This is a genomic window from Dongia sp., assembly GCF_041905885.1.
In the GTDB taxonomy this organism is placed as follows: Bacteria; Pseudomonadota; Alphaproteobacteria; order Dongiales; family Dongiaceae; genus Dongia.
The window spans coordinates 12,921-39,546 of the sequence record NZ_JAYRKD010000012.1 but is presented as its reverse complement, the minus strand read 5'-3'; the positions used below and the strand labels follow the sequence as shown (position 1 = coordinate 39,546).

The following is a 26,626-nucleotide window of genomic DNA, read 5'->3' as shown; positions in this document are numbered from 1 at the left end:
CTCCCCTTATGCCGCTGCGATTTGCAGCGCGCCTTCGACCTGCCGCGTCTGCCCGCCGAGATGCAAGGCCACCGCGCGGATCAGCTGCCGGTCCAGGCACATCTCCGCGGCACGACAGCCGCGCTCCAGGGCCGCCGCTTTTTCGGCCTCGGTTAGCGTGCCGACCGCAACCGTCACCGGTCGCGCGCCGAGATCGTTGTCCGGCGCCAGGTCTTGCGCGGCGCGGCGCTCGATCGCGGCATGGCCGGGCAGGTCGACCGCATTGGCGATGATGGTGGCCGCGGCATCGGCCATCGCCGCCGTGTCTGCCAGCACCGTCACCGCATCGGCGATCCCGAGCGAGAAGCTGCGCCCGCGCCAGCCGCTGGTGGCGATGCCGCGCACCGGCTGGTCGGATGCGAGAAACAGCGAGCCGAACATACTCGGGTAATCAGGCCGATCCACCATGCCGATCCGCAGGGTCTCGCCCTTGGCCAGGAAGACCGCGATGTCACCGCCGTTGTTCACATAGGCGCGCTGCAACGATCCAGCATTGGTCATCGCGCCCAGCACTTCTTCGGCGACCGCGCCGGCGACCGCCGCCATCGGCGTGATGAACTGCGCCGACGCGAAAGGTGCGACGGCATCCCACATCCGCTGCGCCACGATCCCCACCGGCCGTGCCGCCCCGGCCGAGCGCAGCAGCGGCAGCTCGGCGCAAAGCTCGTCCAGGATGGTGATGAATCGCGCACCCGCCGCGCGGTAGGCGATCTCGATCTCCTCCGCCGCACCGAAGGCCTCGGCGATCAGGTCGATCGGCCCGTCCTGCAGGTGCAGCCGGTTATGCCCGAAGCGGCGGATGACCGGCGTCCGGCGCATCAGGCCGCGCCCTTCGCGGAACGAAGACGCAGCGAGGAATCCTTCAGCACCTCCTCGACCGGCCGCACGTGATCGACATGGCCGCCGAGCGCCGCATAGTCCTCAAGCTTCAGGGTGAACTCGATCGGGGCGACCAGAGCCGGCGTCGGCACATAGCCGAAGGCGCGCTCGGGCAGCAAGGTCACATCGACCATGTAGGTGATGCCGCCGCCCGGCCAGACATAGACCGGCGCGCCACCCGCGGTCACCCGGGTGATCGCCTGCCGCACCGAGCGCGTGAGCCGCACCGGGTTCTCGGTGACGCCGGCACGCAAGGAGCCGCCGGCGCCGGCCATGAACAGCACCGTGCTCAAGGCCGGCTCACAATTTTCGGCGATGCGGTCGACCGATTCCTGCAGGTTGGCCGGCAGGTCCTTCTCGACTGGCTTCAGTTCCTCGTTCAGCTCGTAATAGGCATGCTGCTCGCCCGTTGTCGAAACCATCAGCATCCGAAGACCCGGCTTGGCATGCTTCGGGTCGAAGCCGGTCACGATCTCCAGCGGGTCCATGACATTGGTGCCGCCCCAGCCGGAGCCGGGCTCGGCGACATGGAAGTAGCGGCCGGGTGTCGACTTGCGGCCGCGGATCTTGATGCCGGTGTCCTGTGCGCCCAGCACCTTGCCGGCCTGGTGCTCGGAGAGCACGCCGGTGATGTGGTCGTCGACCACCACCACCTCGTCCACCTTGCCGTACCATTGCTTGGCGAACATGCCGATGGTGGCTGAGCCGCAGCCGACCCGCATCCGCTCCTCGATCTTGCCGTTGATGACCGGTGGCTTTCCCGCCTGGATGATCGCAGTGGCGCCAGCATCCACTGTCATCTCGACGGCTTCGCCGTTGCACAGGCGCAGCAGCGCATCGCAGGTGACGCGGCCCTCTTTCTTGCCGCCATGGGTCAGATGGTTGACGCCGCCCAAGGACAGCATCTGCGAGCCGTATTCGCCGGTGGTCACATGGCCGACGGGCTCGCCGTCGACGCGGACGAGGTTCCGTTCGGGCCCCAGGTGGCGGTCGGTGTCGATCTTCACCTTGACGCCGCAATAGCTGAAGATGCCCTCCGTCACCACGGTGACGGTATCGATGCCCTCGACCTTGGAGGAGACGATGAAGGGCGCCGGCTTGTAGTCGGGATAGGTCGTCCCCGCGCCGATCGCGGTGATGAAGGTGCTCGGCGACTTCACGATCTCGCCGTCCCATTCGGCGCTGCCACCGCCGAGGAACGGCACCACCTTTTCGCCCGCCTCGATCGTGTGTTCCAGCACCACCAGCGGATCGACGCGGACCAGCTTGCCGTCCTCGTTAGCATAGCGGTCGCAGGCGCCGGCCTTGCCCGGCTTGATGTAGCAGGTGACGGGACAGGCGTCGCAGCGCACCAGATCGGGGTCAGCCATTCTTGGCCTCCTTGCGTGCCAGCAGCGCGGCCCGTACGCGGTCGGGGATCGCCGGAATGCGCCGCAAGCGGATTCCGGTCGCGTGATGGATGCCGTTGAGGATCGCGGGCGCCGTCGGGATGAGCGCTTGTTCGCCGATGCCCTTGGCGCCGAAAGGACCGACCGGCGATTGATCCTCGATCAGGATGGATTCGACCGGCGGCATGTCGCCGATGGTCGGGATCAGGTAGTCGTGCAGGTTCTCGCCCTTGCCGGGGAAGAACTCCTCCATCAGCGCCATGCCGAGGCCCTGCGCAACGCCTCCCTCGATCTGGCCTTCGATCAAGGTCGGATTGACCGCGCGGCCGACGTCATGGGCGCAGGTCATCTTCAGCACCCGCACGATTCCCAGATCGGTATCGAGCTCGATCTCGGCGATATGCGCGCCCGAGCCATAGACCGCATAAGGCGAGCCCTGCCCGTTCTTGTCGAGCGGCGAAGTCGGCGGATCGAAGGTCTCCTCGACCAGCAGCACATAGCCACGGTCATCGACCGGCAGCCGCCTGAGATCAAGTGCGCGACTCTGCCCCTGCTCTTCCACGCCGATCATGCCGTCGCCGAAGGTCAGCCGCGCGTCCTCGCCGGCATTAGCGAGGCGCAGGATCTCCTGGCGCAGCTTCCGGCCCGCGAGGAACGCCGCCTTGCCGGTGACGAAGGTCTGCCGCGAGGCCGAGGTCTTGCCGCAATCGGGAGTCAGGTCGGTGTCGGCGCCGAGCAGGTCGAAGCGATCGATCGGCGCACCGAGCGCATCGGCGCTGATCTGCGTAACCACCGTGTTGGAGCCCTGGCCGATATCGACCGCACCCTGGTAGAGCGCGACCCGGCCATCCGGCTTCAGGCCGAGCCGGATGGTGGAAGGGTTGGGCAGCGAGGTATTGCCGCAGCCATACCACATGCCGGCGATGCCGACGCCGCGGCGATAGCGGGACGCCGAAACATTGAAGGCTTCGGCATCGGCACGCGCGCGTTTCCAGTGCGAGGCCAAGGCTTCGAGGCAGGCCTTGTAGCCAAAGCCGGCACCGAGCACCTGGCCGCAGACCGTCGGCTGGTCAGCGGTCAGCGCGTTGCGCAAGCGGAACTCCAGCGGATCGAGGCCGAGCTTCTGGGCGAGCTCGTCATAGAGCTGCTCCTGCGCGACGCCGGCCTGCGGCACGCCGAAGCCGCGGAAGGCGCCGGCCGGCACCAGATGGGTGTGGATGGCGCGCGTGGTCGCCCGGTAGTTCGGCACGAAGTACGGGCCTGAGGCATGGACCGGCACTCGGTTCGCGACCGTCGGCCCCCAGGAGGCATAGGCGCCGGTGTTGAAGTCGCCGTGGAACTCGATCGCCTGCAGCTTGCCGTCCTTCGAGGCGCCGACCTTCATGCGGATCTGCGAGGGATGCCGCTTGGTGGTCGACATCATCGTCTCGGGGCGCGAATAGACCATGCGCACCGGCCGGTTCAGCACCCAGGCGGCGACGCCGATGAAGGGCTGCACCGAGAGATCGAGCTTCGATCCGAACCCGCCGCCGACCGCGGTCGGGATGATCCGCACGTCTTCCGGGGCGATGCCGAGGATGGCCGCCATCTCGTCGCGGTCGAGATAGGGCGACTGAGTGCAGGCCTGGATCTCGATCCGGCCGCCGACCCGGCGCGCGAAACCGGCTTCCGGCTCGATATAGCCGTGCTCGACGAAACCGGTCTCGAACTCGCCCTCGACGGTCACCGCCGCGTCCGCCATCGCCGCCGCGGCATCCCCGCGCTGGACGATGCCGCTGGTCAGAATGTTGCCGGCGCGGTTCTCGTGCAACTGCGCCGCCTTCGGGTCGGTCGCTTCCGCCATCCCGGTCAGCGGCGTGAGCGGTTCCCACTCGACCGGAAAATCCTTCAGGTCGAATTGCCAGGCGGTGTCCGGTTCCAGCACCACCGCGGCGACCGCCTCGCCCTTGAAGCGCACGATGTCGCGGGCGAAGACCGGCTGGTCAACAAAGGGGCCGATCGTGCCGAACAGGTTGCGCCCCGGCACGTCATCCGCCGTCAACACACGCACCACGTCGGCACGTCTTGCGGCCCAGCCAGCGACATCGCCAAGCATGAAACGCGCATGCGCATGCGGCGAGCGGATGGCACGCAGCACCAGCGCATCTTCCGGCCAATCGTCGGCGCCGAAGATCTCGCTGCCATCGAGCTTGCACTGGCCGTCGAGCCGCGCGAGGCGCGCGCCGACCGCCTGCCCCGCCGCCGCGGACATCTCCGGCGTCTCCACGCGGTTCGCGTCGCAGACGGCATCGATGATCTTGCGATAGCCGGTGCAGCGGCAAAGAACGCCACCCAGGGCCTGCTCGACCTCGGTCTCGCTGGGTTGCGCGTTCTTGCGCAACAGGGCCGTGGCGCCCACCAGCATCCCCGGCGTGCAGATGCCGCATTGCGCGGCACCGTGCCGGTGGAAGGACTGCTTCAGCTGCTCGGCGAGGGTATCGCCCAGGCCTTCGACGGTTTCGACCGAAGCACCATTCACCTGGCCGAGCGCGGTCAGGCAGGCACAAACCGGTTCGCCGTTCAGCAGCACCGTGCAGGCGCCGCAATCGCCGGCGTCGCAGCCGACCTTCACGCCGCGCGCCCCGAGATTTTCGCGCAAGGCATGCGAGAGCCGCCGGTTGGCCGGCGCATCGACGCTGATCGGCCGGCCGTTCAGCTTGAAACGGATCGGCGCCGGTTCCGGCTTCATGCCATGCCCCCGGCCCGGCCTTCGACCACGGCCAGCAGGGCCTCGCGGATCAGCTGCAAGGCGGCATCCTTGCGATAGCCCCCGGTGCCGCGCACATCGTCGATCGGCGCCAGTCCGGCCACATGCTCGGCCTTGGCGATACTGCGCAGCGAGGCGTCGAAGGATCGCCCCAGGAGCGCCGCTTCGAGCTCCGGCAAGCGCTTGGCGACTGCCGAGCAGGCGCCGATGGCGACCCGTGCCGCCGTGATCCGATAGCCATCGGCGACCAGCAGCGCCGCGACGGAAACGATCGAGATCACCAGGAAGCGCCGGCTGCCGAGCTTCAGGAAGGCCGAGCGGCCCTCCGCCAGCTGGCGCGGGATGCGGATCGCGGTGACCAGCTCGCCCGGCTGCAGCAGGGTCTTGCGGTTGCCGGTGATGAAGTCCCCGACGGCCATGCTGCGGCGCGTTCCGCTGGCCTGGATCTCCAGCATCGCATCCAGGGTCAGCAGCGGCGGCACGCCGTCGGCGGCCGGCGAGGCGTTGCAGAGATTGCCGGCGATGGTGCCGCGGTTCTGGATCTGGATCGAGCCCACTTCCAGAGCCGCCGCCTTCAGCCCGTCGAAACCATGCGGCAGGTCCGCCGCCACCAGCTCCGACCAGGTTGTGCCGCCGCCGATGACGACCGAATCCTCGGTGATCGCGATGCCCTTCAGCTCGGCGACGCGCGATATGTCCAGCACCGGGCCGGGCCCGAGATCGGCGGAAGCACCGACCATCAGGTCGGTGCCGCCCGCCAGCACAATCGGCCGGTTGCGGGCCGCCAGGTCCAAGGCTTCGTCGAGCCGGGTCGGTTGCGCGAACAGGAGGCAGGCCCTCGCGTATTGGAGATTGTTTGTGTACAAATGATCTTGTCGGGAGGCGCGAGAGTCAAGAGCGGATTGCCGCTCCCGAGGCCCACCGGCAATATGCGGGGACTGAGCGCAGGGAGACGCCGCCATGAATATCGCAACGCCGGTCCAGAACCCGTTGATCAAGCAGTTCAACGAGATCATGCCGCTCGCCTTCAGCAGCGCCGCGGTCGGAGCGACCGGCCTGGTCATCGTCGATGAGATCAACGGCTTCGCGACGGTCGGCGCCGGCTACCTGGCGCCGCCTTCGCCCAACGCCCAGGTCACCCGCATGGTCGAGGAGACCGATCGCCTGGCCAAGGCCTTCACTGCAGCCAAGCGGCCGATCCTCGCCTTCCTCGACACCCATGTCCCCGGCAAGGCCGAGCCGCCCTACCCGCCGCATTGCGAGGCCGGGACCGGCGAGGAGAACCTGGTGCCGCAACTCGAGTGGCTGGAGCAGGACCCGAGCACCACCCTGGTGCGCAAGGACTGCATCAACGGTTTCGTCGGTTCGATCACGCCCCAGGGCAACAACCGGGTGGTCGATTGGGTCAACGAGAAGAAGCTGGCCGAGATCCTGGTGGTCGGAATCTGCACCGACATCTGCGTCATGGACTTCGTGCTGACCATGCTGTCCGCGCGCAACCACGGCATGATGCCGAGCCTCAAGGAAATCCTGGTCTATGACGCCGGCTGCTCGACCTACGACATGCCGCGCGCCGTCGCCGAAAAGCTCGGCCTGCCCTCGAGCCTGGCGCATCCGCAGGACGTCACGCATTACATGGGGCTCTATTTCATGCATATGCGCGGCGCGAAACTGGTCAATGAAGTGGTGCTGAAGTAATGGCTTTCGACATCCGCAAGACCCAGGTCGCCGTCGAGGAGACCTGGCACGAGCGCGGCCCGCGCCTGAACGCCCCCTTGCGCGTCGGTATGGCCTGCGCCGTGATCCGCAACCCCTTCGCCGGCCGCTACGAGAAGGACCTGCTGCCCTTCATGGCCGAGCTGCGCGAACTCGGCACCCTGCTCTCGAAGGCAATCATCGAACGCCTCGGTGTGGCCAAGGTCGAGGCCTATGGCAAGGGCGCCATCGTCGGCGAAGACGGCGAGCTGGAGCATGGCGCGCTTTGGCATGAGGCCGGCGGCTGGGCGATGCGTGCCGAGTTGGGCCAGCCGAAAGCGATCGTGCCCGCGGCGAAGACCGTCGGCACCTTGGGAACGCGCCTCATGATCCCGCTTGGCCATATCCAGGCCGCCTATGTGCGCAGCCATTTCGGTGTCGCGGAGATGACGGTCTGGGACGCGCCACGCCGCGACGAGATCGTCTATGGCCTCGCGATGGCTACCGGCGGCCGCGTCCACGAACGCAGCGGCGGATTGAAGGCCAGCGAGATCAAGGTCGGCGACGGGCAGCGATAGCCGGCACTACCAAAGCCACGAATCCGGTCTTGGATAGGGCGACATTTCCAGCGCGGCCTTCAGTCCGATCACACATCGGACGACCGTCCAGATGAAGGTCAGGAACAGAATTGCCGCACCAACGAGATAGATATCGAACCACACGGCAATGATGCCGACCGCCGAATACAGCAGACCGATCCAGAAGGTCCGGATCTGCAGCTGGAAGTGGGTTTTCACCCACTGGCGGGCGTCGCCCAGGCAGACATAGGCAACGATAAGCCCTATCAGGTTCGTGACGCCGCCGAGCACAAATCCCAGCAAGTAGAGGGCATAGACCAGCTTCGCCATGTTGGCGTCGACCGGCGATCGCGCCAGGGACTCATGATCTGCCATCGCATCCCCCTCCCGAACCCTCACGGCCAGCGTAGCGGCGAGATCTTGCTTGCGCAATCAGGAGGCCCAGCGACAAGGGTCGCGTCAAATCTCCACCGGATGATGGCAAGCCACCAGCCTTCCCGGCTCGATCTCGGCGAGCTTGGGACGCTCGAGCTTGCAGCGTTCGGTGGCGTAGCGGCAGCGCGGGTGGAAGCGGCAACCGCTCGGCGGGTTGATCGGGCTCGGCACGTCGCCTTGGAGCACGATGCGCTCGCGGCGGCTGGTGCGGTCGAGATCGGCTGACGGCACCGCGGAGATCAGCGCCTCGCTGTAGGGATGGCGCGGCGACTTGAATATCTCCTCGGTCGGGCCGGATTCCACGATCGAGCCCAGATACATGACCGCGGTCCGGGTCGAGACCTGGCGCACCACGCTCAAGTCATGGGCGATGAAGACATAGGTGAGGCCGAGCCGCTCCTGGAGATCGGCGAAGAGATTGACGATCTGCGCCTGGATCGAGACATCCAGCGCTGAGACCGGCTCGTCGGCCACGACCAGGCTCGGTTCCAAGGCTATGGCGCGGGCGATGCCGATGCGCTGGCGCTGGCCGCCGGAGAACTCATGCGGGAAGCGGTTGAGATGGTCGGGCAGCAGCTCGACCAGGCGCATCAGCTCGGCCACCCGCTCCTTGATCTCGGCGCGGCTGCGGCGGCCATGCACCTTCAACGGCTCGGCCAGCAGGTCGGCGACGCGGCGGCGCGGGTTCAGCGACGAATAGGGGTCCTGAAACACCATCTGCATCCGCTGCCGGATCGGCCGCAAGGCGCCGGTCTTGGCGGTGGAGATATCGATGCCTTCGAACTCGATCTTGCCGGCGGAGATCTCGTAGAGCCGCACCAGGCAGCGGCCGAGCGTGGACTTGCCGCAGCCGGATTCTCCGACCAGTCCGACGGTCTCGCCGCGATAGACGTCGAGCGAGACGTCATCGACCGCATGCACGATCGTATTGCCGCCGGGCAGGATGCTGTTGCCGACTCGGAATTGCTTCGAGACGTTCCGCGCCTTCAGCAACGGTGTGCCGACCACGTTCATCGACCCGCCTTGCTCAAGCGGCTGTCGGGATGCGCGGCGCGGAAGCGTGCCTCGGCCCGCTGTTCCGTCGGGATCCAGCAGCGCGCCAGGTGGCCATCCGCGCCTTCCAGCGCCGGCATTTCGCTGCAGGGCTCGAAGCGCTGGCCGCAGCGCGGGCGGAAGGAACAGCCTTGCGGCAGATCCAGCAGCGAGGGCGGCGCGCCAGGAATCGAGACCAGCCGTTTCATCCGCGCGCCGGTCAGCGGCGGGATCGAGTTGAACAGGCCCCAGGTATAGGGATGCTGCGGATCGACGAAGATCTGCTCCTTGGTGCCGGCCTCGACGATCTTGCCGGCATACATGACGACGACCCGGTCGGCGATCTCCGCCACCACGCCCATATCGTGGGTGACCAGCATGACCGCGGAGCCGAAATCCTTCCGCAAGCGCCGGATGAGATCGAGGATCTGCGCCTGCACCGTCACGTCGAGCGCGGTGGTCGGCTCGTCGGCGATCAGCAGCGAGGGATTGCAGGACAGGGCCATGGCGATGAAGGCGCGCTGCCGCATGCCGCCGGAAAGCTGGTGCGGGTAGCGGTCGATGGTCTTGTCGGGATTGGGGATGCCGGTCTCGCGCAGCAGCTCGATCGCGCGGTTGCGCGCGGCCTTGGCCGAGAGATCGGTATGGGCGCGAAGCTGCTCGATGATCTGCCAGCCGATAGTGTAGACGGGCGTCAAGGCCGTCATCGGGTCCTGGAAGATCATCGCGATCTCCTCGCCCCGCACATGCCGCAACTCCTGTTGCGGCAGGCCGATCAGCTCGCGGCCCTTATACTTGATCGAGCCGGCGATCACGGCGTTCGGGTCGTTGATCAGCCCGACCACGCTCAGCAGGGTCACGGTCTTGCCGCAGCCGGATTCGCCCACGACGCTGACGATCTCCTGCGCATCGATGGAGAAGGAGACGCCGCTCACCGCCCGCACCAGCCCCTGCTGGGTGCGGAAGGAGACGGTGAGATCCGCCACTTCAAGCAGAGGAACTGTCCCCTGCCCCGCGGCGCTATCGGCCGCGGACACGGGGGTCGAGGACTGCATAGGCCATATCCACCACGAAATTCGCGCCGACCACGAAGAAGGACGCGTAGATGACGGAAGCCAGGATCACCGGCAGGTCCAGGCTCTTCAAGGAATCATAGGTGAGCTTGCCGACGCCCTGGAGTCCGAACACCACCTCGGTCAGCAGGGCGCCGCCACCGACCAGCGCGCCGAAATCCAGGCCGAACAAGGTCACGAAAGTGATCAGCGAGGTTCGCAGCGCGTGTCGGAAGAGAATGCGCGTTTCGGTCAGGCCCTTGGACCTTGCAGTACGGATGTAGTCTTCTTCATTGGCTTCGATCAGGCTGGCCCGCAGCACGCGGCCGTAGAGACCGATATAGAGCACCGCCAGCGAGATCCAGGGAATGAGCATGGTCTTGAACCATTCCCACGGGCTCTCCAGCAGCGGCTTGTAGCCGAGCGCCGGCACCCAGGAGAACATCCAGGTGTCGTGGAAGCGGCTCTGGGTGATGAGGTTCAGCACCGAGCCCAGCCAGAAGACCGGCATGGATATGCCGATGAGCCCGATGATCATCAGGCCGCGGTCGATGACGCTGCCCTTGGTGGCCGCGGCGGCGACGCCGACCACGATGCCGCCGATCACCCAGAGGAGCGCGCCGCCGAAGACCAGGGAGAGTGTCACCGGCATCGCCTGGACCAGCTGCGGCAGAACCTTCTGCCCGCGATTCTGGAACGAGGTGAGATCGCCGGTGATCAGCAGCCGCTGCATCATCAGCCCATACTGCACATAGATCGGCCGGTCGAAGCCGAAATCCTTCCGCACTGCCGCCAGCACCTCGGGCGAGGCGTTGCGGCCGGCGATCCGTGCGGAAGGATCGGAGCCCGGCGTCGCGAAGAAGATCAGGAAGACGATGACGCTGATCCCGAACATCACGAAGACCATCTGGATCAGGCGGCGAATGAGCGTGTTGAGCATGGGCTTGCCTAGTCGCCCCCGATCCGGAGCTTGGACCGGGGATCCAGCGCATCGCGCACGCCGTCGCCGAACACGTTCAGGGTCATGACCGTGACGGCAATGGCGAGGCCCGGCGCCAAGGCCACCATCGGCCGCGAATAGAGCAGATTCTGCCCATCCTGGATGATGGTGCCCCAGCTGGCATCCGGCGGCTGCACGCCGATCGAGAGGAAGGAAAGCGCGGATTCCGTCACCATGTTGAGCGCCATCATCAGCGGCACGAAGACGATCAAGGTGGTGGCGACGTTCGGCAGGATGTCCTTCCACAAGATGCGATGGCTCGGCACGCCCAAGCCCACCGCCGCCAGAACGAACTCGCTGTTCTTCAGGCTAAGCACCTGCCCGCGGATCGGGCGCGCAATATAGGGCACGTAGACGACGCCGATGATGAAGATCGGCAGCCAGAGACTGCCTGAGCGGATGACGATCGGCCCGATCGCGATCGTGGTGTTGATCAGCACGATCGAGAGCGAAATCGCCAGCAGAAAGATCGGGAAGGCCCAGATCACGTCCATGATCCGGGAGATCACCGCATCCACGGCGCCGCCGAAGAAGCCCGCGGTGACGCCGAGCAGGGCCGCGAACAGCAGGCAGATCACCGTCGATGCGCTGGCGATCCAGAGCGAGTTCAGCCCGCCGTAAAGCATGCGGGCGAAGACGTCCCGCCCCTGGTCGTCGGCGCCGAGGAAATAGCCGTGGATGTCCCAGGTCGGCCCGATCGGCGTGGTGCCGAGACCCAGTCCCTCCGTCGAGCGGGCGATGACCTGCTGCTCGACACCGTCCACCACGACCTTGCCGTTCAGGTTCGAGCTGAAGGGCAAGGTATGGGCGACATTGGAGGCGTAGTAGGACGCGAAGCTGCAACCGATCACGATCAGAACGAAGACGAGCAAGGCCGCCATCGCGGCCTTGTCGCGCACCAGCTTGCGGAAGGCGGTAACCCAGGGACCGGTGGCCGGCCGGCGCTTCGCGCCGACCGGCTCGGGGGTCCTGGTGTCAATCGAAGTCTCTGACGCTGCCATAGTAACGATCAGGTTGCGTCAGCACTCGGGCAGAAGTGGCGTTCACTGCACCCACGCCTGGTAGACCATGAAGTAATACTGCGGATTGAACTGGAAGTTGCCGAGGCGCTTGGACACGAAGTCGACATGCTTCGGCGTGAACAGGATCGCCGCCGCGGCCTTGTCGGTGACCGCCTTGTCAATCTCGGCCCACATTCCATCCGCCTTCTTGGGATCGGTGACCGCGACTTTCATCGCCTCCTTCATCTTGGCGTCGATTTCCTTGTCGCAGAAACCGGCGATGTTGACCGAGGAGTCCGAGCCCTCGTGGAAGCTGTCACAGCCGAACAGGATGTTCAGGAAGTCCGAAGCCGCCGGATAATCCTGGTACCACTGGGTGACGCTGATCTGCACCTTGTTGTTGGTGTTCTGGATATAGGTGAACTGGATGTTCGAGGAGATCGGCTTCAGCTCGGCCTTGAACCCCAGCTCGTTCAGCACGCTCTGCAGATAGGTGCCGACCGACTTCGAGACGGCGCTGTCCTCGGAGATCACGGTGACCGGCTGGCCGATCTGCCCGGATTCCTGCATCAGCGCCTTGGCCTTATCCATGTCCGGGGCCGACCATTTGTTGGCCTCCGGGTTCTTCGTATAAGGGCAATAGTCCACATGGCCAGGGAAGCCCGGCGGCAGGATCTGGCAGACCGGCGAAGCCAGCACGTCGCCGCCGAACAGCTTCACCAGTGCCGCGCGATCGATCGCATAGGAAACGGCCTGGCGCGCCTTCTCGTTGTTGAAGGGCGGGATGTTGACGTTCATCGGCGCGTACCACATCGCGGTCAGCGGCGTGACATGCACCTGGTCCTTGTACTTGGTGCCGATCTCGGCCAGGCGATCGGCCGGTGGCGGATCGAAGGCCCAGTCGGCCTGGTCGTTGGCGACGGCGGTGACCTCGGCTTCGTCGGTCAGGCCGAAGTCCATGACGACGACATCCGGATAGCCGTCCGGCTGCGCATCCTTGCTCCACTCCTTGAAGTGCGGGTTGCGCACGATCTTGAGCTGCTTGTTCGGATCATAGCTCTCGATCATGTAGGCGCCGGTGCCCGGCAGCGGCGCGGTGCCGACATCCTTGGCCGGCGAATCCGCCGGCAGGATGACCGCATGCGGCACGGCGAGCTTGTAGTAGATCTCGGCGTCGGGCTGCGTCAGATGCAAGGTCACGGTGTTCGCCGCCTCATCCGCGACCACGCCGCCCTCGAGCGTGCAGGTGGCGGGCTCGGCCAGGCATTTGTCGGCGCCGACGATGCCGGCATAGAAGCCGCCGGCGGTCGGGCTCGACACCTTGAAGATGCGCTGGAACGAGGCGACCACGTCCTTGGTGGTCAGCTCCTGGCCGTTCGAGAACTTGAGGCCCTTGCGGATCTTGAAGACCAGCGTCTTCCCATCGTCGGCGACCTGCGGCATGTCCTCCGCGATGTCGGGGACGACCTTGAAGCCTTCGTCGCCGGTGCCCTTCTTGAAGTTCAGCAGGCCGTCATAGAGGCCTTGGTAGAGCTGCCAGTATTGCAGCGTGTAATTGATCTGCGGGTCGATCGTACCGCCCGCACCGACCGCCACCAGGCGCATCGTGCCGCCGCGATGCTCACCAGCCTTCGCAGCTTCCTGCGTGGCCGGTGTTCCGCCGCCCGTCTCCGGCGCCTTGCGCATGAAATATGCACCGGCCGCCACCACGATGACCGCGACGACTGCGATCCCCAGCATTTGACCCCGTTTCATCGGTAGCCTCCTTGTTTCACCCGTTCTGCGCTTCTGCGAGCGCGACCCCGTTCACCCGGGCCGGCCTTGCTCCCGGCCTACTCCTTGATATTGGCGGGAAGGTTACGTCCCGCATCTGCGAACGGCAAAGCTAGCAAATTTACTAGGGGGTGCGTAAGGTGGCCTCCCATGTATGGTTCCCATGGGCAAGATCCGTTACCGGGCTTCGAAGCTGCCCTGGGCCAGGCGCATGGGCTGGAGCCCCGCCTGGATGCCGCCCAGGAGGCCCTCGCCGCCTTCGGCTTCACCTCCGTCATCTATGACTACACCCCGGTGCCGCTCACCCATGACGGCGAGCTGATCACGCCCAGCCTGCTCAAGCTGCGGAATATAGAGGCCAATATGGCCGATCTCTGGTGCCGGGGCGGCTATTACCAGATCGATCCGGTGCAATGGGTGGCGGCAAGGCGCTCGACCCCTTTCGTCTGGTCCTACGCCCATCCCGAGGACTCGGCGCTGGCCCGGGTCATGGGGCCGAAACACGCGCCGGTCGTCTCCTACCTCCGGGAAACCCGGATGACCTGCGGGGTGACCGTGCCGATCCATCTCTCCGGTGGGGACTTCGCCACCTTCACCGGAATCCGCATCGATCCTGAAGGCGATTTCGACGACGGATTGCGCCCCCATCTCGCGGCGATCAGCCTGATCGGCCATATCTTCCACAATGCCGTCGCCGGGGATTTCGACGCGCCGACACGAACCTGTCAGCACGTCCGCTTGACGGCGCGGGAACGGGAATGCCTCCGCCTCACCGCCCAGGGCCTGACGGCAAAGCAGATCGCGCACCGGCTCGGCCGCGCGGTCGGCACGGTCAACCTGCATCTCAACCTCGCGATCCGGAAGCTGGGCGCCAAGAACCGGGTCCAGGCGATCGCCCGCGCCGCGCATTACCGGCTGCTCGACGGCGCCTGCTGAAATCACCCGGCCCTATAATTTTTGCTAGCTGGCTCGCGGTTTCGCGTCGGCGCTAGGCTCGCCTCAAGATTTCGAACAGAGGGCGTCATGACTGAACCGCAATCGACAGAAGGCTTCGCACCATTCCGCGGGCATCAGACCTGGTATCGCGTCACCGGCGATCTGAAGGCGGGCAAGAAGCCGCTGGTCATCTTGCATGGTGGGCCGGGTGCATCCCACGACTATACCGATCGGATGAAGCTGATCGCCCATCAGGGCCGCGCGGTCATCCATTACGACCAGCTCGGTTGCGGCAAGTCCACGCATCTCCCCGGCAAGGGTGTCGACTTCTGGACCGTGCAGCTCTTCCTCGACGAGCTCAACAATCTGCTCGACCATCTCGGCATCCGCAGCGCCTATCACGTGCTCGGCCAGTCCTGGGGCGGCATGCTCGGCGCCGAGCATGCGGTGACTCAGCCGAAGGGGCTGAAGTCGCTGACCATCTCGGATTCGCCCGCCTCGATGGAGCTCTGGGTGCAGGAAGCCAACAAGCTCCGCGACCAGCTGCCGCCCGAGGTGCAGAAGACCTTGCTGGTGCACGAGGCCGCCGGCACCACCAGCTCGAAGGAATACACCACGGCGATGATGGTGTTCTACGCGCGCCATGTCTGCCGGGTGCAGCCGATGCCGGAGGAAGTCACCCGCAGCTTCGCCCAGATCGAGGCCGACCCGACGGTCTACTTCACCATGAACGGCCCCAGCGAGTTCCACGTGATCGGCAGCCTGAAGCACTGGTCGATCATCGACAGGCTGCACAAGGTCGAGGTCCCGACCCTGCTCATCTCCGGCAAGTATGACGAGGCGACACCCGCGACGGTCCAGCCTTATAAGGACAACATCAAGGGATCGCGCTGGCAGATCTTCGAGAATTCCAGCCACATGCCCCATGTCGAGGAGACCGAGCTCTATATGAAGAGCGTTGGGGCCTTCCTCGATCAGAACGACTGATCGCTAGCCCTGGGGCGCCAGGAAGGCGTCGCTGAGGACGAGTTCCGCCAGGTATTCCGGCAGGCATTCGGGGTTCAGGTTCTGCGCCGCTTCGGCCAGCACCTGCCCGCCCGCCAGGGCGCGGATGAAGAGCGCAGGCCCGCGTTCGAGCGCGACATGGGTGACGACGCCCGCCTTCCGCCAGATCATGAGATCGACGCCGCCGGCGTCGAGCGATGCGTTCTCCGCCAGACCGGCGGCGACGTCGCGGATCTGCAGCAGCGGGAACAGCGATGGCAGCAAGGTCAGCGAGGGATGCGGCTTCAGCTGGAGCGTCACCAGGCGCTCCGCGTCGAGTGCCGCCAGGTGCTGCGCCGTGAACGTCGGAAGGTCGTCGACGCGATCCGCGACGTTATGCGCCCAGTCGAGCCGCGCGACATCGCCGAGATAGACCAGGCCCAGCGATCGCGGGTCGCTTTCGACGAAGGCCGGGAAGCCGGCGCCATAGGCGGCCAGGCTGGGCTCGCGCGGCGGATCGATCGCCAGGAAAGACAAGGCCAGGGCCTCGAAGGCCGGTTCGCCGATCACCTTGACCACAGTCGGGAAGTTGGCGGCCAGCGCGGCCGCGAGGCTGATGCGGTGATGGTTGCGATAGACCGCGAGGCGACGCTCGGGGTTGAGGCCAGTGGCATCGATCTCGAGCCGCGGCACGGCCAACGCGTCGCCGCGCACGGCACGGGCGAAATCGCGCTGCAGCTCAGCCAGCATGGCGCAGCTCCGTCATCGCAGCGCGATGGGCATCCGCTTTGCCGGCCTCCGCCAGCAGGGTATCGAGCGGCGGGATGCGGCTGTCCCATTCGACCAAGGTCCGGGCCCGCGAGAACCGGATCGCGGCCTCGCGATAGAGATCCCAGACCGCATCCGAAACGGTCGAGCCGTGATCGTCGATCAGCAGAGTGGCGTCGCCGAGCTCGGCGACGTGATGGCCGGCAACGTGAATCTCGGCGACGCTCGCAAGCGCCAGCGTCGCCATGACGGCGCGCGCCGGAACGCCGTGATTGCGCTCGTTGACATAGAGATTGTTGACGTCGAGCAGCAGGCCGCAGCCGGAGCGCCGCGCCATCTCCGCCAGGAATTCACCTTCCGGGATCGTCGAATGCGTGAAGGCGAGATAGGTGGAAGGATTCTCCATCAGGATCGCCTGCTTCAGCCGGCCTTGCACCCGATCGATGTTGCGGATGAGGACGTCGAGCGCCTCTTCGGTATAGGGCAAGGGCAGCAGATCGTTGAGGTAGACGCCGTCCTGGCGGCACCAGGCGACATGCTCCGAGACCAGCAGCGGATCGATCGCGGCGACCAGCTCGGCAAACCAATCGAGATGCACGCCGTCGACCGGCTCGACCGAGCCAAGTGAGAGGCCGACGCCGTGGATCGAGATCGGATAGTCGCGCCGGGCCCGTTCCAGCACGGCCGTGCGACGGCCGCCGCCCATGTGGTTCTCGGCATGGACCTCGAGAAAGCCGACCGAGGGGCGACGCTCCAGCAGCTCGGCATGGTGCGGCGCCCGCCAGCCGATGCCGGCCGTTGTCTCCATGGGCCCGATGCTATCCAGCGGCATGGCGCTAACGCAAGGCCTTGCCGATCACATGGTCGAGCGAGAAGACGCCGGGACCGCGGCTCAAGAGCAGCAGCAGCATAACCGCCCAGCTGAGATGGTCGACCCAAGCCTGCGGATAGACGAAGGTCTGGATCACCAGGGTCATGCCGAGCATCGGCAGGGTCGCGAGCCTTGTTAGGAGACCCAGCACCAGCAGCACCGGGACGCTGAGCTCGACCGCAACCGCCATCGACGCCGCGATCTCCGGCGGCAGGACCGGCACCTTGTATTCCTCGGCAAAGAGCTTGAGCGTCAGGTCCCAATTCGCGATCTTGGCCTGGCCGGACCGCCAGAAGACCATCGCCATGCTCACCCGCGCCATCAGCTGGATGAAGCTCAGCGGCAGCCGGCCGAGCCGATCGTAGAAATCTCGAACCCGGCCGAGCAGGGTCGGCGATGTCGCCTCATCCATCTTCATCGTCATGGTCATGACCCTCTCCTCTCGGGCGTCTTCGGGGCGGCCGATCCAGCACCGGTCGCCGCGCACGGCGGCGATGATGTCGGATTGGCTCGAACCCATGACCTGGCGCCGCACGCGGCTCTTCAAATGTTCGGAAATGCCTGGGGACGCCATGGTCTAATCTGCGTGAAAGACGGCGGGACGACCGCAATCGCCCCGCCGTTGGTTGCGTGATCAGGACTTCTTGGGCTCGAGGCTGCCGCCCGAGATCTTGCCGCAGACGCCGGCCGGGACGTAGATCTAGGCATCGCCCTGCATCGGCTGGGTGACGCTGCCGGCGCAGGAATTGGTTGCGGTCTGGCAGTCGTTGGAGCCGCTGGCGGCGACGCCGAAGCACTTCTCGGAGTCATAGCTCGGCACCGCGGCCGGGCCGGCATTGGCGGCGCTCATCGCGACGAGGCCGAGGGCGGCGGAAGCGGCCGCCATCAGCAGAGCATTGGAAGTCTTCATCGGAGGTCTCCTCAAGTTTCTAAGTTCAGGGTCGGGGTCACTCCCCGGGGACAATTCGAAGCTAAGCCTTCCGGGGTTACAGGCGAAATGCCGCTTTGTTTGTAAATCGATAGCGGCCGGGCATGGTCGGGCGCCTAAAGATAGGCCTGGTTGATATCGATGGTCGACCGGCGGCCGATCTGGTCGAAATTCTGCTTCAGCCAGGCGTCAGCATGGGCGCGGCCGACTTCCTTCAGGTCCAGCAGGAAATCCCAGTCGGCGTTGAATTTCGAGAGGACGCTGAAGTCGCGCATCCGCTCCTCCGCCGAGATCGCGTGGATGTGAAGCCGCTTCAGCCGGTCCATCTCCACCTCGCCGTCGTCGATCAGGCGGGTGACGAAGCTGATCGCCCGCATCTCCCGCATCAGCGAAGAATTGAAGCTGATCTCGTTGATGCGGTTCATGATCTCGCCGGCGGTCACCGGCACTTCCTCGCGCATGATCGGGTTGACATGCACGACCATGATGTCCGGGCTGCCGCAGCGATAGATCAGCGGAAAGATCGCCGGGTTGCCCATATAGCCGCCGTCCCAATAGGCTTCGCCGTCGATCTCCACCGCCTTGAACAGGAACGGCAGGCAGCCGGAAGCCATCACCGCGTCCGCCGAGAGCTCGGACTCGTTGAACACCTTCACCTTGCCCGAGCGGACATTGGTGGCGCAGAGGAAAAGCTTGATCGGCAGTTTCGCGCGGCGCATCGCCTCGAAGTCGACCGAGGCGGTCAGCACGTCGCGCAGGGGATTCCAGTCGGTCGGGTTGAGCTGGTAGGGCGAGAGCACGCGGGTGACGAAATCCAGCCAGAGGAAAGCCGGCGAGTTGTCGAGCGCGTGGTTGCCGGTGAACCGGTCCCACCAGGTCGCCTGGAACGGCGTCTGCGCCTGGGCATGGGCGATTCGGCGCCAGAAGTTGCCGAGCGCGGCACGGGCACCCGCCCGGCCGCCCTGCTGATAGCCATAGACCATCACCGTCGCGTTCATGGCGCCGGCCGAGGTCGCGGAGATGCCGTCGAACACCAGCCGCTCGTCCTCGAGCAGGCGGTCGAGCACACCCCAGGTGAATGCGCCATGGGCGCCGCCGCCCTGCAAGGCCAGGCTCAAATGCCGGGTTTCGACCGAGGCATTGCCGGCCGGGCTGATCTCGGATTTCGTCTCGAGGTTCATCGCATCCTCCTCAATGCGCGGTCCAGCCGCCATCGACCGGCAGCGCGCTGCCGGTGATCGAGGCGGCATTGGGACCGCAGAGAAACGCCGTCAGGGCGCCGATCTCGGCCGCTTCGGCGAAGCGCTTGCTGGGCGTGTTCTTCAGCAGCACGTCGCGGACGACCTGCTCCTTGTCGATCTTGTGGGCAGCGGCCTGTTCGTCGATCTGCTTGGCGACCAGCGGCGTCCAGACATAACCCGGGCAGATCGCGTTCACCGTGACGCCATGCTCCGCGCCTTCCAGGGCTGCGACCTTGGTCAACCCGAGCACGCCGTGCTTGGCGGCGACATAGGCCGACTTGAAGGGCGAGGCGATCAACGCATGGGCGGAGGCGATGTTGACGATCCGGCCCCAGCCGCGGCCCTTCATACCGGCGAAGCTCGCCCGGATCGCATGGAAGGCCGCGGAAAGGTTGATCGCCAGGATCGCGTTCCACTTCTCGACCGGGAAGGTCTCGATCGGCTCGACATGCTGGATGCCGGCATTGTTGACCAGGATATCGAGAGAGCCGAAGGCGGCGCGCGCCGCCTCCACCATAGCCTCGATCTCCTCGGGCTTGCTCATGTCGGCGCCGTCATAGCGGACGCGGACGCTGTAACGATGTTCCAGGCCGGAACGAAGGGTCTCGATGGCCGTGGGATCGCCGAAGCCGTTCATGACGACGTCGGCGCCTTCGGCCGCGAGCTTTTCAAGCACGGCCAGGCCGATGCCGCTGGTCGAGCCGGTGACCAGGGCCACCTTGCCGGCGAGCGACCGCGGCGTGTTCAGGGAAGAGGATTGTGCAGTGATGTTGTTCATGGGGACCCATCCGAACGGGATTGCGAATGGGTCCAATCTGGGCCGCGCTTTGCATCACGGGAAATGCCACCCCCCTATGGTTTCGATGCGGCATCGGCATCGCCGGACCGATGCCTTCCGGTTATAATCAGGCCATCGATCGGCGGGACCCAACCAAGGCTAAACCCATGGAAATGCACCAAATCCGCTACTTCCTGGCGGTCTGCAACACACTCAACTTCACGCGCGCCGCGGAGCAGTGCAACGTCACCCAGCCGGCTTTGACCCGGGCCATCCAGAAGCTTGAGGAGGAGCTGGGCGGCCTCCTGTTCCGGCGCGAGCGCAAGCTCACCCACATGACCGACCTCGGCAATCTGGTGCGGCCGCAGCTGGAAACCATCCTGAAACAGAGCGAGCAGGCCCGCTCGACGGCGCAGAGCTTCCTGCAGCTACGCGACGCGCCGCTCCGGCTCGGTGTCATGTGCACCATCGGCCCGGTGCGGTTCGTGAGCTTCCTCTCCCGCTTCGGCGCCGATCATCCGGGCATCGAGGTCTCTCTCACCGAGAGCATCCCGGATGAGCTGATCAACATGCTGATGGAAGGAACGCTGGACGTCGCCATCACCACCGCTCCCGAAACGCCCAATGAGCGGCTCGATTTCCGCAAGCTCTACGACGAGCGTTTCGTCGTCGCCCTGCCCGCCGGGCATCGGTTCGAGGCGATGTCGGCGGTGCCGATCCAGGAGATCGCCGGCGAGGCCTACCTCTCTCGGACCAACTGCGAATATTATGAGAAGATGGAAACCGTGCTCGAGCAGCAGATGGTGCAGGTCGAGGACGTGTTTCGCTCCGAGCGCGAGGACTGGATCCAGACCATGGTGATGGCCGGGATGGGAATCTGCTTCATGCCGGAATTCTCCGCCGTCCTGCCCGGCTTGCTGACGCGGCCGATCTGTGACCCGCCCGTCACGCGCACCATTCACCTCGCGACCGTCGCCGGTCGCCGCTTCTCGCCCGCCGTCGCCACCTTCATCAAGGCGGTGGACCGTTATCGGTGGCCGGAACACGCCGAGCCTTCCGACGCCGCGCTGGAATCCGCTTGAGCCGCCATGGCTGATCCGGCGTCTCCTTCTCCTCCACCGCGGCGGTTCCGGCGGCTCGGCCTCGGCGCCGCGCTGATGGTCCTGCTGGCCGGCATCTGCATCCTGATGGCGGCCCTGGTCCATGGCAGCTGGCAGCGCACCTCGACCAAGAACGCCAACGCGCTGGTCAAGGAGATCAACACGCGGATCGCCGACACCGTCGCCGGCAACCTGCAGCAGATCCTCACCAATGCCAGCGCCAGCCAGGAGGCGTTGCGCACGATCTTCTTCCAGGACGTGATCGAGATCACCAACGAGGCCAAGCGCGAGTTCGTCTTCCTGTCGCTGCTGCAATCGCAACCGACCATTTCCTGGGTGGCCTTCGGCTGGCCGGACGGCAACTTCTTCGGCGCCCGCAAGGATTCCGACGAAGGCATCCGCATGGTCGAGGTACGGCACGGCGCGGAGGGCCGCCCGGAGCCGAACCTGCTGCGGGTGGACAGCTATCAGCCGGTGGTAGGCGACATCCACTTCCTGGATCGCGCCATCAGCGCCAAGTCGTTTCGCTCCACCGAGCAGGACTGGTATCACGCCGCCGACCAGGCCAAGATGCCGGTCTGGACCGAATACACCGATACCCCGCTCGGCCAGCAGCCGGGCATCGCCATTTCCAGCAAGCTCCGGGTCTACGGCCACTATCTCGGCGTGGTGATGATCGGCATCGATCTCGATCGCCTGGCGCGGTTCCTCACCGCGCTGAAGGTCACCAGCCACGGCCGTGCCTTCATCCTCGCGCCCGGCAACAAGGTCCTGACCGCGAGCGAAATCGGCGCGACGGCCGGCGGCTGGCACGACTTGGCGGCGGTCAAGGACCCGCTGGCCGGGGCGATCCTGCGTGCCATGGCCCAGGACAAGATGGACATCGGCAGTCTCGCCATGCCGCGCACCATCACGGTGATGGACGGCATGACCGAGATCGAGGAATACGTGACCTTCACGCCCCTGCCCTTCAGGCACTGGGTGATCGCGACGGTCATCCCGGCCGAAGACATCCTCGGCGAAATTCCCGGCGCGACCCGGCGCCTCTACATGATCGTGATCGCCTCCGTCGTCGTGGTCTCGCTGCTCGGCGCCTTTGTGGCGCATCGGCTGATCAGCCGGCCGATCGCCGGCATCGCGGCCCAGATGCAGCAGATCGAGCGCTTCCACCTCGACAACCTCGTCTATCGGCCCTCCCGCTTGCGGGAACTGGACGAGCTCTCGCGCGCCCTTCGGCTGATGGGCACCGGCCTCTCCGCCTTCCGCAAATACCTGCCGGCTGACCTGGTCGAGATCCTGATCCGCGAAGGCATCGAGGCCAAGCCCGGCGGACGCACCCAGCCGCTGACCGTGCTGTTCACCGACCTCGCCGGCTTCACCGGCCTGACCGAGCAGGCGCCGGACAAGATCGTCGAGATCCTCGGCGATCACCTGGACTTCATGTCGCGGATCGTCGCCGCCCATGCCGGGACGGTCGACAAGTTCATCGGCGATTCCGTCATGGCCTTCTGGAACGCGCCGGCCAGCAACCCGCACCACGCGCTTTCCGCCTGCAAGGCAGCTTTGGCCTGCCGCGCCGCCTTCCTGCAATCGGCACAAGGGATGCAGGCCGCGACCCTCGGCCAAGTGGGCCTCCGGATCGGCGTCAATTCCGGCGCCGCGCTGGTCGGCAATATCGGCTCCCACGACCGGCTGAACTACACCGCGATCGGCGACGTGGTGAACGTGGCGAGCCGCCTCGAATCGCTGAACAAGCGCTACGGCACCGACATCCTGATCGGCGAGGCTACCTTCCAGGAAGCCGGCGACGGCATCATCATCCGCCGGGTCGACAAGGTGGCGGTTTATGGGCGCCGTGGCGGCATCGCGGTTTACGAGCTGCTGGGGCTGGCCGAGACCCGCGGCGAGCTCGGCGATCTCGCCTGGATCGCGCAATACGACGCGGGATTCGAACGCTATCTCAACCGTGACTTCGACGGCGCCGTGGCAGCCTTCCGCGAGGCCGACCGGCTCCGCGGCCGCGACGAGCCCTCGCGCCGCATGATCCTGCGCTGCCACCGCTACATCGAGCAGGCACCCCCGGTCGATTGGGACGGCACCGATACCGCGGAGAGCAAGTAGCGCTCCGATAGCCGCGCGCTATCGATTCAAAAGCCCAACGGCATTCGTTCTTGCCCCTTCTTTCGGCGATGTTGCATTCACCGCTGCGGCCGCTTCCGGACCTCAGCCGAGACTCGTTGAAGGAGAAAGACGATGAACATGAGGAACCTGACCGCCGCCGCTTTCCTCGCCGGCACGACCATGCTGGCCGCCACCGCCGCCAGCGCCAACGGCTGCCCCGCCAATCAAATGGGCCAGAACGCGCTTTCCAACGCGCCGACCAAGCCGGTCGGCGTCACCGACACCGTGCTGGAATCGATCGACCTCGCCCAGCAGATGGTGAAGCTCGACGACCACAAGCTGCGCATCCGCCGCCTGGAGATCCAGCCCGGCGGCATCGTGCCGCTGCACGACCATGCCGACCGCCCGGCGCTGATCTACATCGTCTCGGGCGAGATCACCGAGTTCGCCAGCGACTGCAAGACCGGCATCGTGCACAAAGCCGGCGACAGCTCGCGCGACGCCGACCTGAAGCACTGGTGGAAGAACATGAGCAAGAAGCCGGTGGCGCTGATCTCCGCCGACATCCTGCACGATGCGATGGATATGAACATGTAAGGACGCCCGGCCCCACCTGTCTCCAACGAGGGGCGTCCTTCCACGAGGCGTGATGCCGGTCCACCCCACACCGGCATCACGCCGCTTCTTTTTGAGGCATGACATGCGCCAAGACAGCTTCCGCAATATCGTGATCGGCCTGATCGCCTTTCTCACCCTGGTCGATCTATTCGCCACCCAGGCGATCCTGCCGGCGCTGGTGACGCATTACGGCGTCAGCCCGGCCGCCATGGGCCTGGCCGTCAATGCCAGCACCTTCGGCATGGCGGTCGCCGGGATCGCAGTCTCGCTGTTCAGCCGCCGCATCGACCGCCGCAAAGGCGTGGTGCTGAGCCTTCTGCTGCTTTCGATTCCGACCGCCCTGCTCTCCATCGCGCCGGACCTTGCGATTTTCACAACGCTGCGGGTGGTCCAAGGGCTGCTGATGTCCACGGCCTTCACCCTGACGCTGGCCTATCTCGCCGAGAATTGCAGCGCGCGGGCCTCGGGGAGCGCTTTCGCCGCCTACATCACCGGCAATGTCGCCAGCAATCTCTTCGGCCGCCTCATATCGGCGGCCGTTGCCGACCATCTCGGCCTCTCGGCCAATTTCATGCTCTTTGCCGGACTGAACCTGGCCGGCGCTGCGCTGGCCTTCTCCAGTCTCCGTCGCACCGAGCCGATGCCTGCCGCGGACGGCATGCGCTTTGCGCCGCTCGAGCATCTCCGCAATCCCGCTTTGCGGGTCGCCTTCGCGATCGGGTTTCTCATCCTCTTCGCCTTCATCGGGACCTTCACTTACGTGAACTTCGTGCTGGTGCAGGCACCTCTGGCGGTCAGCCCGATGCAGATAGGCCTGGTCTACTTCGTCTTCCTGCCGTCGATCCTCACCACGCCGCTCGCCGGTCGCGCCGTCCAGCTTTTCGGCACCCGCCCGACTTTCTGGAGCGCGCTGATCGTAGCTGCTCTCGGCCTTCCCCTTTTGCTGGGCGCCACGCTCGCTCCGATCCTGGTCGGCCTCGCTCTTGTCGGCGTCGGCACCTTCCTCGCCCAGGCCGCCGCCACCGGCTTTGTCGGGCGCGCGGCGACCGGCGATCGCGGCGCTGCCGGCGGACTCTATCTCGCCAGCTACTTTCTCGGCGGCCTGGTGGGCAGCGCCGTTCTCAGCCAGGTATTCGACCTATTCGGCTGGCCGGCCTGCGTGCTCGGCATCGGCCTGGCGCTTGGGTTGGCCGCTCTGCTCGCTTTCGGCCTGGTCGCGCCGCGCGCCTTGCGCGACCCGGCGGCAGCGCCGATGATACGCACCCCCTCACCCGCGGAGGAGCGCATGTGATGTCTTCCTCGTCATTCGACGTGGTGATCATCGGCGGCGGCAATGCCGGTTTGGGCGTCACCGTCGCGACCCGCAAGGCTGGACTCTCGGTCGCGCTGATCGAGCCCCGCGAGCTCGGCGGCACCTGTCCCAACCGCGGCTGCACGCCGAAGAAGGTGCTGGTTGCCGCCGCTCATGCGCTCGATGAGATCGCCCATGCCAAGACGCATTGCATCTCGGTCGACAAGCCGAAGCTCGATTGGGGTGCCTTGATCGACCGGGAGCAGGAGATGATCCGACCGATCCCCCAGAATCTGGAGAAATCCATGCGGGATCGCGGCGTCACCGTGTTGCGGGGCCACGCCAAATTCGCCGGGCCGAACCGCGTGAATCTTGACGGCCGCATCCTCGAGGCCAAGACCATCGTGATCGCCACCGGCTCAAAGCCGCGCGACCTGCCGATCTCCGGCGCCGAGCACCTTGTTACCTCCGACGCCGTGTTGAGCGACCGCAATCTCCCCGGCGAAGTTGTCTTCATCGGCGGCGGTGTCATCGCGCTGGAGTTCAGCCATGTCTATGCCCGCGCCGGCGCCACTGTGACGATCCTGGAGACCCTGCCGCGCCTGCTCTCGGCCCTCGACACCGACGCGGTCGACCAACTGCGCGCCGAAACCGAGCGCATCGGCGTCTCGGTCCGTACCAGCGTCACCGTCAAGCGGATCGAAAAGAAAGGCGCCCGTTTTCGCGTCGTGTTCGAGCAGGACGGAAAGGAGCACGATGTCGAAGCCGATCGTGTCGTCAACGGCGCCGGCCGGGTCGCCGATATCGACGGGCTCGATCTCGGCGCAGGACAGGTCGAGACAGATAAAGGCAGGGTCAAGACCGATGCCTTCCTCCGCTCGACCTCCAACCCGAATGTCTACATCTGCGGCGATGCCTTTGCCGGCTCGCCCCAGCTCTCACCGCTCGCGACCTACGAAGGCAATTTGGTCGGCCGCAACATCGTCGAGGGACCAAAACATCAGCCCGACTATGCCAGCATCCCTTCCTGCGTCTACACCATCCCGGCGCTCGCCAGCGTCGGCCTGACCGAGGCCAAGGCAAAGGAGTCGGGACGCAGGATCAAGGTGCGTAGCACCGACATGTCGGGCTGGATCTCGGCGCGGACCTATGCCGAGCCCAAGGCCTGGGCCAAGCTGGTCATCGACGAGGATGCGGACCTGATCCTCGGCGCCCATATCTTCGGCCATGCCGGTGAGGAATTGATCCACTTCTTGGCGCTGGCCATGGCGCAGAAAACGCCCGCGGCCCGGTTGCGCGACATGGTCTACGCCTTCCCGACATTCTCCGCGGACATCAAGTACCTGCTGTAACCACCCGGTGCCGTGCTATG

The 26,626-nt window shown here is 65.8% G+C and carries 25 protein-coding genes; 9 read left to right on the top strand and 16 right to left on the bottom strand.

Features of this window, described 5'->3' with window-relative positions:
• Positions 1 to 6 precede the first annotated feature (6 nt).
• The 4 genes from ACH2CY_RS13910 to ACH2CY_RS13895 are packed head-to-tail and all read right to left on the bottom strand — an operon-like array spanning position 7 to position 5,918.
• Positions 7 to 858 (bottom strand): UPF0280 family protein, encoded by an 852-nt coding sequence (locus tag ACH2CY_RS13910; RefSeq protein ID WP_395019865.1) that lies wholly within the window; start codon positions 856 to 858, stop codon positions 7 to 9.
• Positions 858 to 2,288 carry a 6-hydroxynicotinate reductase gene (locus ACH2CY_RS13905; protein ID WP_395019864.1) on the bottom strand — a complete coding sequence of 477 codons (1,431 nt, stop codon included), beginning with the start codon at positions 2,286 to 2,288 and terminating at the stop codon, positions 858 to 860. The genes ACH2CY_RS13910 and ACH2CY_RS13905 overlap by 1 nt, the downstream gene beginning before the upstream one ends.
• On the bottom strand, positions 2,281 to 5,034 hold the full coding sequence (locus tag ACH2CY_RS13900; RefSeq protein ID WP_395019863.1) for a molybdopterin-dependent oxidoreductase: 2,754 nt from the start codon (positions 5,032 to 5,034) through the stop codon (positions 2,281 to 2,283). The genes ACH2CY_RS13905 and ACH2CY_RS13900 overlap by 8 nt, the downstream gene beginning before the upstream one ends.
• A complete protein-coding gene (locus ACH2CY_RS13895; protein WP_395019862.1) occupies positions 5,031 to 5,918 on the bottom strand; it encodes an FAD binding domain-containing protein in 888 nt (295 codons plus the stop codon). The genes ACH2CY_RS13900 and ACH2CY_RS13895 overlap by 4 nt, the downstream gene beginning before the upstream one ends.
• 94 nt (positions 5,919 to 6,012) lie before the next feature.
• Between ACH2CY_RS13895 and ACH2CY_RS13890 the strand changes: the two genes are divergently transcribed.
• Both ACH2CY_RS13890 and ACH2CY_RS13885 read left to right on the top strand, forming a co-directional pair.
• Entirely contained in the window at positions 6,013 to 6,750 is a 738-nt protein-coding gene (locus ACH2CY_RS13890) for an isochorismatase family protein (protein ID WP_395019861.1), read from the top strand.
• Positions 6,750 to 7,325, top strand: a complete 576-nt coding sequence (locus tag ACH2CY_RS13885; protein ID WP_395019860.1) for an amino acid synthesis family protein — start codon at positions 6,750 to 6,752, stop codon at positions 7,323 to 7,325. The genes ACH2CY_RS13890 and ACH2CY_RS13885 overlap by 1 nt, the downstream gene beginning before the upstream one ends.
• A gap of 6 nt (positions 7,326 to 7,331) precedes the next feature.
• Here the strand turns inward: ACH2CY_RS13885 and ACH2CY_RS13880 are convergent, their stop codons facing one another.
• The 6 genes from ACH2CY_RS13880 to ACH2CY_RS13855 form a co-directional block, all read right to left on the bottom strand.
• Positions 7,332 to 7,700 carry a DUF4870 family protein gene (locus ACH2CY_RS13880; protein WP_395019859.1) on the bottom strand — a complete coding sequence of 123 codons (369 nt, stop codon included), beginning with the start codon at positions 7,698 to 7,700 and terminating at the stop codon, positions 7,332 to 7,334.
• An 84-nt stretch (positions 7,701 to 7,784) separates the two neighbouring features.
• A complete protein-coding gene (locus ACH2CY_RS13875; protein WP_395019858.1) occupies positions 7,785 to 8,774 on the bottom strand; it encodes an ABC transporter ATP-binding protein in 990 nt (329 codons plus the stop codon).
• Positions 8,771 to 9,847 (bottom strand): ABC transporter ATP-binding protein, encoded by a 1,077-nt coding sequence (locus ACH2CY_RS13870; protein ID WP_395019857.1) that lies wholly within the window; start codon positions 9,845 to 9,847, stop codon positions 8,771 to 8,773. Before ACH2CY_RS13870 ends, ACH2CY_RS13875 begins: the two co-directional genes overlap by 4 nt.
• The gene (locus ACH2CY_RS13865) at positions 9,813 to 10,784 is read right to left on the bottom strand and encodes an ABC transporter permease (RefSeq protein ID WP_395019856.1); all 972 of its coding nucleotides are present in this window, start codon (positions 10,782 to 10,784) and stop codon (positions 9,813 to 9,815) included. The genes ACH2CY_RS13870 and ACH2CY_RS13865 overlap by 35 nt, the downstream gene beginning before the upstream one ends.
• A gap of 8 nt (positions 10,785 to 10,792) precedes the next feature.
• The gene (locus tag ACH2CY_RS13860; RefSeq protein WP_395019855.1) at positions 10,793 to 11,845 is read right to left on the bottom strand and encodes an ABC transporter permease; all 1,053 of its coding nucleotides are present in this window, start codon (positions 11,843 to 11,845) and stop codon (positions 10,793 to 10,795) included.
• A 42-nt stretch (positions 11,846 to 11,887) separates the two neighbouring features.
• Complete coding sequence (locus ACH2CY_RS13855) at positions 11,888 to 13,600, bottom strand: ABC transporter substrate-binding protein (protein WP_395019854.1); 1,713 nt, start codon at positions 13,598 to 13,600, stop codon at positions 11,888 to 11,890.
• A gap of 168 nt (positions 13,601 to 13,768) precedes the next feature.
• Here ACH2CY_RS13855 and ACH2CY_RS13850 point away from each other — a divergent pair, with 168 nt between their 5' ends.
• Both ACH2CY_RS13850 and ACH2CY_RS13845 read left to right on the top strand, forming a co-directional pair.
• Entirely contained in the window at positions 13,769 to 14,554 is a 786-nt protein-coding gene (locus ACH2CY_RS13850; RefSeq protein WP_395019853.1) for a LuxR family transcriptional regulator, read from the top strand.
• 87 nt (positions 14,555 to 14,641) lie between these two features.
• Entirely contained in the window at positions 14,642 to 15,541 is a 900-nt protein-coding gene (locus tag ACH2CY_RS13845) for a proline iminopeptidase-family hydrolase (RefSeq protein WP_395019852.1), read from the top strand.
• A 3-nt stretch (positions 15,542 to 15,544) separates the two neighbouring features.
• Here ACH2CY_RS13845 and ACH2CY_RS13840 read toward each other — a convergent pair whose 3' ends face one another.
• The 6 genes from ACH2CY_RS13840 to ACH2CY_RS13815 form a co-directional block, all read right to left on the bottom strand.
• The gene (locus ACH2CY_RS13840) at positions 15,545 to 16,288 is read right to left on the bottom strand and encodes a putative DNA-binding domain-containing protein (RefSeq protein WP_395019851.1); all 744 of its coding nucleotides are present in this window, start codon (positions 16,286 to 16,288) and stop codon (positions 15,545 to 15,547) included.
• Positions 16,278 to 17,114 (bottom strand): DUF692 domain-containing protein, encoded by an 837-nt coding sequence (locus tag ACH2CY_RS13835; RefSeq protein WP_395019850.1) that lies wholly within the window; start codon positions 17,112 to 17,114, stop codon positions 16,278 to 16,280. Before ACH2CY_RS13835 ends, ACH2CY_RS13840 begins: the two co-directional genes overlap by 11 nt.
• 28 nt (positions 17,115 to 17,142) lie before the next feature.
• Positions 17,143 to 17,607 (bottom strand): DoxX family protein, encoded by a 465-nt coding sequence (locus ACH2CY_RS13830; RefSeq protein WP_395019849.1) that lies wholly within the window; start codon positions 17,605 to 17,607, stop codon positions 17,143 to 17,145.
• A 270-nt stretch (positions 17,608 to 17,877) separates the two neighbouring features.
• Entirely contained in the window at positions 17,878 to 18,087 is a 210-nt protein-coding gene (locus ACH2CY_RS13825) for a DUF2282 domain-containing protein (RefSeq protein ID WP_395019848.1), read from the bottom strand.
• 134 nt (positions 18,088 to 18,221) lie between these two features.
• Positions 18,222 to 19,286, bottom strand: coding sequence for a patatin-like phospholipase family protein (locus ACH2CY_RS13820; RefSeq protein WP_395019847.1), 1,065 nt, complete (start codon positions 19,284 to 19,286; stop codon positions 18,222 to 18,224).
• A 10-nt stretch (positions 19,287 to 19,296) separates the two neighbouring features.
• Positions 19,297 to 20,124: a 3-hydroxybutyrate dehydrogenase gene (locus ACH2CY_RS13815; RefSeq protein WP_395019846.1), complete on the bottom strand. Its 828-nt coding sequence runs from the start codon at positions 20,122 to 20,124 to the stop codon at positions 19,297 to 19,299.
• A gap of 167 nt (positions 20,125 to 20,291) precedes the next feature.
• On the opposite strand from ACH2CY_RS13815, the gene ACH2CY_RS13810 reads away from it, so the two are divergent.
• From ACH2CY_RS13810 to ACH2CY_RS13790, 5 genes are all read left to right on the top strand, one after another.
• Entirely contained in the window at positions 20,292 to 21,206 is a 915-nt protein-coding gene (locus ACH2CY_RS13810) for a LysR family transcriptional regulator (protein ID WP_395019845.1), read from the top strand.
• A gap of 6 nt (positions 21,207 to 21,212) precedes the next feature.
• Positions 21,213 to 23,345: an adenylate/guanylate cyclase domain-containing protein gene (locus ACH2CY_RS13805; protein ID WP_395019844.1), complete on the top strand. Its 2,133-nt coding sequence runs from the start codon at positions 21,213 to 21,215 to the stop codon at positions 23,343 to 23,345.
• A gap of 132 nt (positions 23,346 to 23,477) precedes the next feature.
• On the top strand, positions 23,478 to 23,942 hold the full coding sequence (locus ACH2CY_RS13800; protein ID WP_395019843.1) for a cupin domain-containing protein: 465 nt from the start codon (positions 23,478 to 23,480) through the stop codon (positions 23,940 to 23,942).
• Between the two features lie 103 nt (positions 23,943 to 24,045).
• Positions 24,046 to 25,254, top strand: a complete 1,209-nt coding sequence (locus ACH2CY_RS13795; RefSeq protein ID WP_395019842.1) for an MFS transporter — start codon at positions 24,046 to 24,048, stop codon at positions 25,252 to 25,254.
• Positions 25,254 to 26,606 carry a dihydrolipoyl dehydrogenase family protein gene (locus ACH2CY_RS13790; RefSeq protein ID WP_395019841.1) on the top strand — a complete coding sequence of 451 codons (1,353 nt, stop codon included), beginning with the start codon at positions 25,254 to 25,256 and terminating at the stop codon, positions 26,604 to 26,606. The genes ACH2CY_RS13795 and ACH2CY_RS13790 overlap by 1 nt, the downstream gene beginning before the upstream one ends.
• Positions 26,607 to 26,626: the final 20 nt, after the last annotated feature.

What these genes read in the sequence shown, in the direction of transcription:
- ACH2CY_RS13910 (WP_395019865.1), bottom strand. Translation starts at nt 858, where the DNA reads ATGCGCCGGACGCCGGTCATCCGCCGCTTCGGGCATAACCGGCTGCAC.
- ACH2CY_RS13905 (WP_395019864.1), bottom strand. Translation starts at nt 2,288, where the DNA reads ATGGCTGACCCCGATCTGGTGCGCTGCGACGCCTGTCCCGTCACCTGC.
- ACH2CY_RS13900 (WP_395019863.1), bottom strand. Translation starts at nt 5,034, where the DNA reads ATGAAGCCGGAACCGGCGCCGATCCGTTTCAAGCTGAACGGCCGGCCG.
- ACH2CY_RS13890 (WP_395019861.1), top strand. Translation starts at nt 6,013, where the DNA reads ATGAATATCGCAACGCCGGTCCAGAACCCGTTGATCAAGCAGTTCAAC.
- ACH2CY_RS13885 (WP_395019860.1), top strand. Translation starts at nt 6,750, where the DNA reads ATGGCTTTCGACATCCGCAAGACCCAGGTCGCCGTCGAGGAGACCTGG.
- ACH2CY_RS13880 (WP_395019859.1), bottom strand. Translation starts at nt 7,700, where the DNA reads ATGGCAGATCATGAGTCCCTGGCGCGATCGCCGGTCGACGCCAACATG.
- ACH2CY_RS13875 (WP_395019858.1), bottom strand. Translation starts at nt 8,774, where the DNA reads ATGAACGTGGTCGGCACACCGTTGCTGAAGGCGCGGAACGTCTCGAAG.
- ACH2CY_RS13870 (WP_395019857.1), bottom strand. Translation starts at nt 9,847, where the DNA reads ATGCAGTCCTCGACCCCCGTGTCCGCGGCCGATAGCGCCGCGGGGCAG.
- ACH2CY_RS13865 (WP_395019856.1), bottom strand. Translation starts at nt 10,784, where the DNA reads ATGCTCAACACGCTCATTCGCCGCCTGATCCAGATGGTCTTCGTGATG.
- ACH2CY_RS13860 (WP_395019855.1), bottom strand. Translation starts at nt 11,845, where the DNA reads ATGGCAGCGTCAGAGACTTCGATTGACACCAGGACCCCCGAGCCGGTC.
- ACH2CY_RS13855 (WP_395019854.1), bottom strand. Translation starts at nt 13,600, where the DNA reads ATGAAACGGGGTCAAATGCTGGGGATCGCAGTCGTCGCGGTCATCGTG.
- ACH2CY_RS13850 (WP_395019853.1), top strand. Translation starts at nt 13,769, where the DNA reads ATGTATGGTTCCCATGGGCAAGATCCGTTACCGGGCTTCGAAGCTGCC.
- ACH2CY_RS13845 (WP_395019852.1), top strand. Translation starts at nt 14,642, where the DNA reads ATGACTGAACCGCAATCGACAGAAGGCTTCGCACCATTCCGCGGGCAT.
- ACH2CY_RS13840 (WP_395019851.1), bottom strand. Translation starts at nt 16,288, where the DNA reads ATGCTGGCTGAGCTGCAGCGCGATTTCGCCCGTGCCGTGCGCGGCGAC.
- ACH2CY_RS13835 (WP_395019850.1), bottom strand. Translation starts at nt 17,114, where the DNA reads ATGGAGACAACGGCCGGCATCGGCTGGCGGGCGCCGCACCATGCCGAG.
- ACH2CY_RS13830 (WP_395019849.1), bottom strand. Translation starts at nt 17,607, where the DNA reads ATGACCATGACGATGAAGATGGATGAGGCGACATCGCCGACCCTGCTC.
- ACH2CY_RS13825 (WP_395019848.1), bottom strand. Translation starts at nt 18,087, where the DNA reads ATGAAGACTTCCAATGCTCTGCTGATGGCGGCCGCTTCCGCCGCCCTC.
- ACH2CY_RS13820 (WP_395019847.1), bottom strand. Translation starts at nt 19,286, where the DNA reads ATGAACCTCGAGACGAAATCCGAGATCAGCCCGGCCGGCAATGCCTCG.
- ACH2CY_RS13815 (WP_395019846.1), bottom strand. Translation starts at nt 20,124, where the DNA reads ATGAACAACATCACTGCACAATCCTCTTCCCTGAACACGCCGCGGTCG.
- ACH2CY_RS13810 (WP_395019845.1), top strand. Translation starts at nt 20,292, where the DNA reads ATGGAAATGCACCAAATCCGCTACTTCCTGGCGGTCTGCAACACACTC.
- ACH2CY_RS13805 (WP_395019844.1), top strand. Translation starts at nt 21,213, where the DNA reads ATGGCTGATCCGGCGTCTCCTTCTCCTCCACCGCGGCGGTTCCGGCGG.
- ACH2CY_RS13800 (WP_395019843.1), top strand. Translation starts at nt 23,478, where the DNA reads ATGAACATGAGGAACCTGACCGCCGCCGCTTTCCTCGCCGGCACGACC.
- ACH2CY_RS13795 (WP_395019842.1), top strand. Translation starts at nt 24,046, where the DNA reads ATGCGCCAAGACAGCTTCCGCAATATCGTGATCGGCCTGATCGCCTTT.
- ACH2CY_RS13790 (WP_395019841.1), top strand. Translation starts at nt 25,254, where the DNA reads ATGTCTTCCTCGTCATTCGACGTGGTGATCATCGGCGGCGGCAATGCC.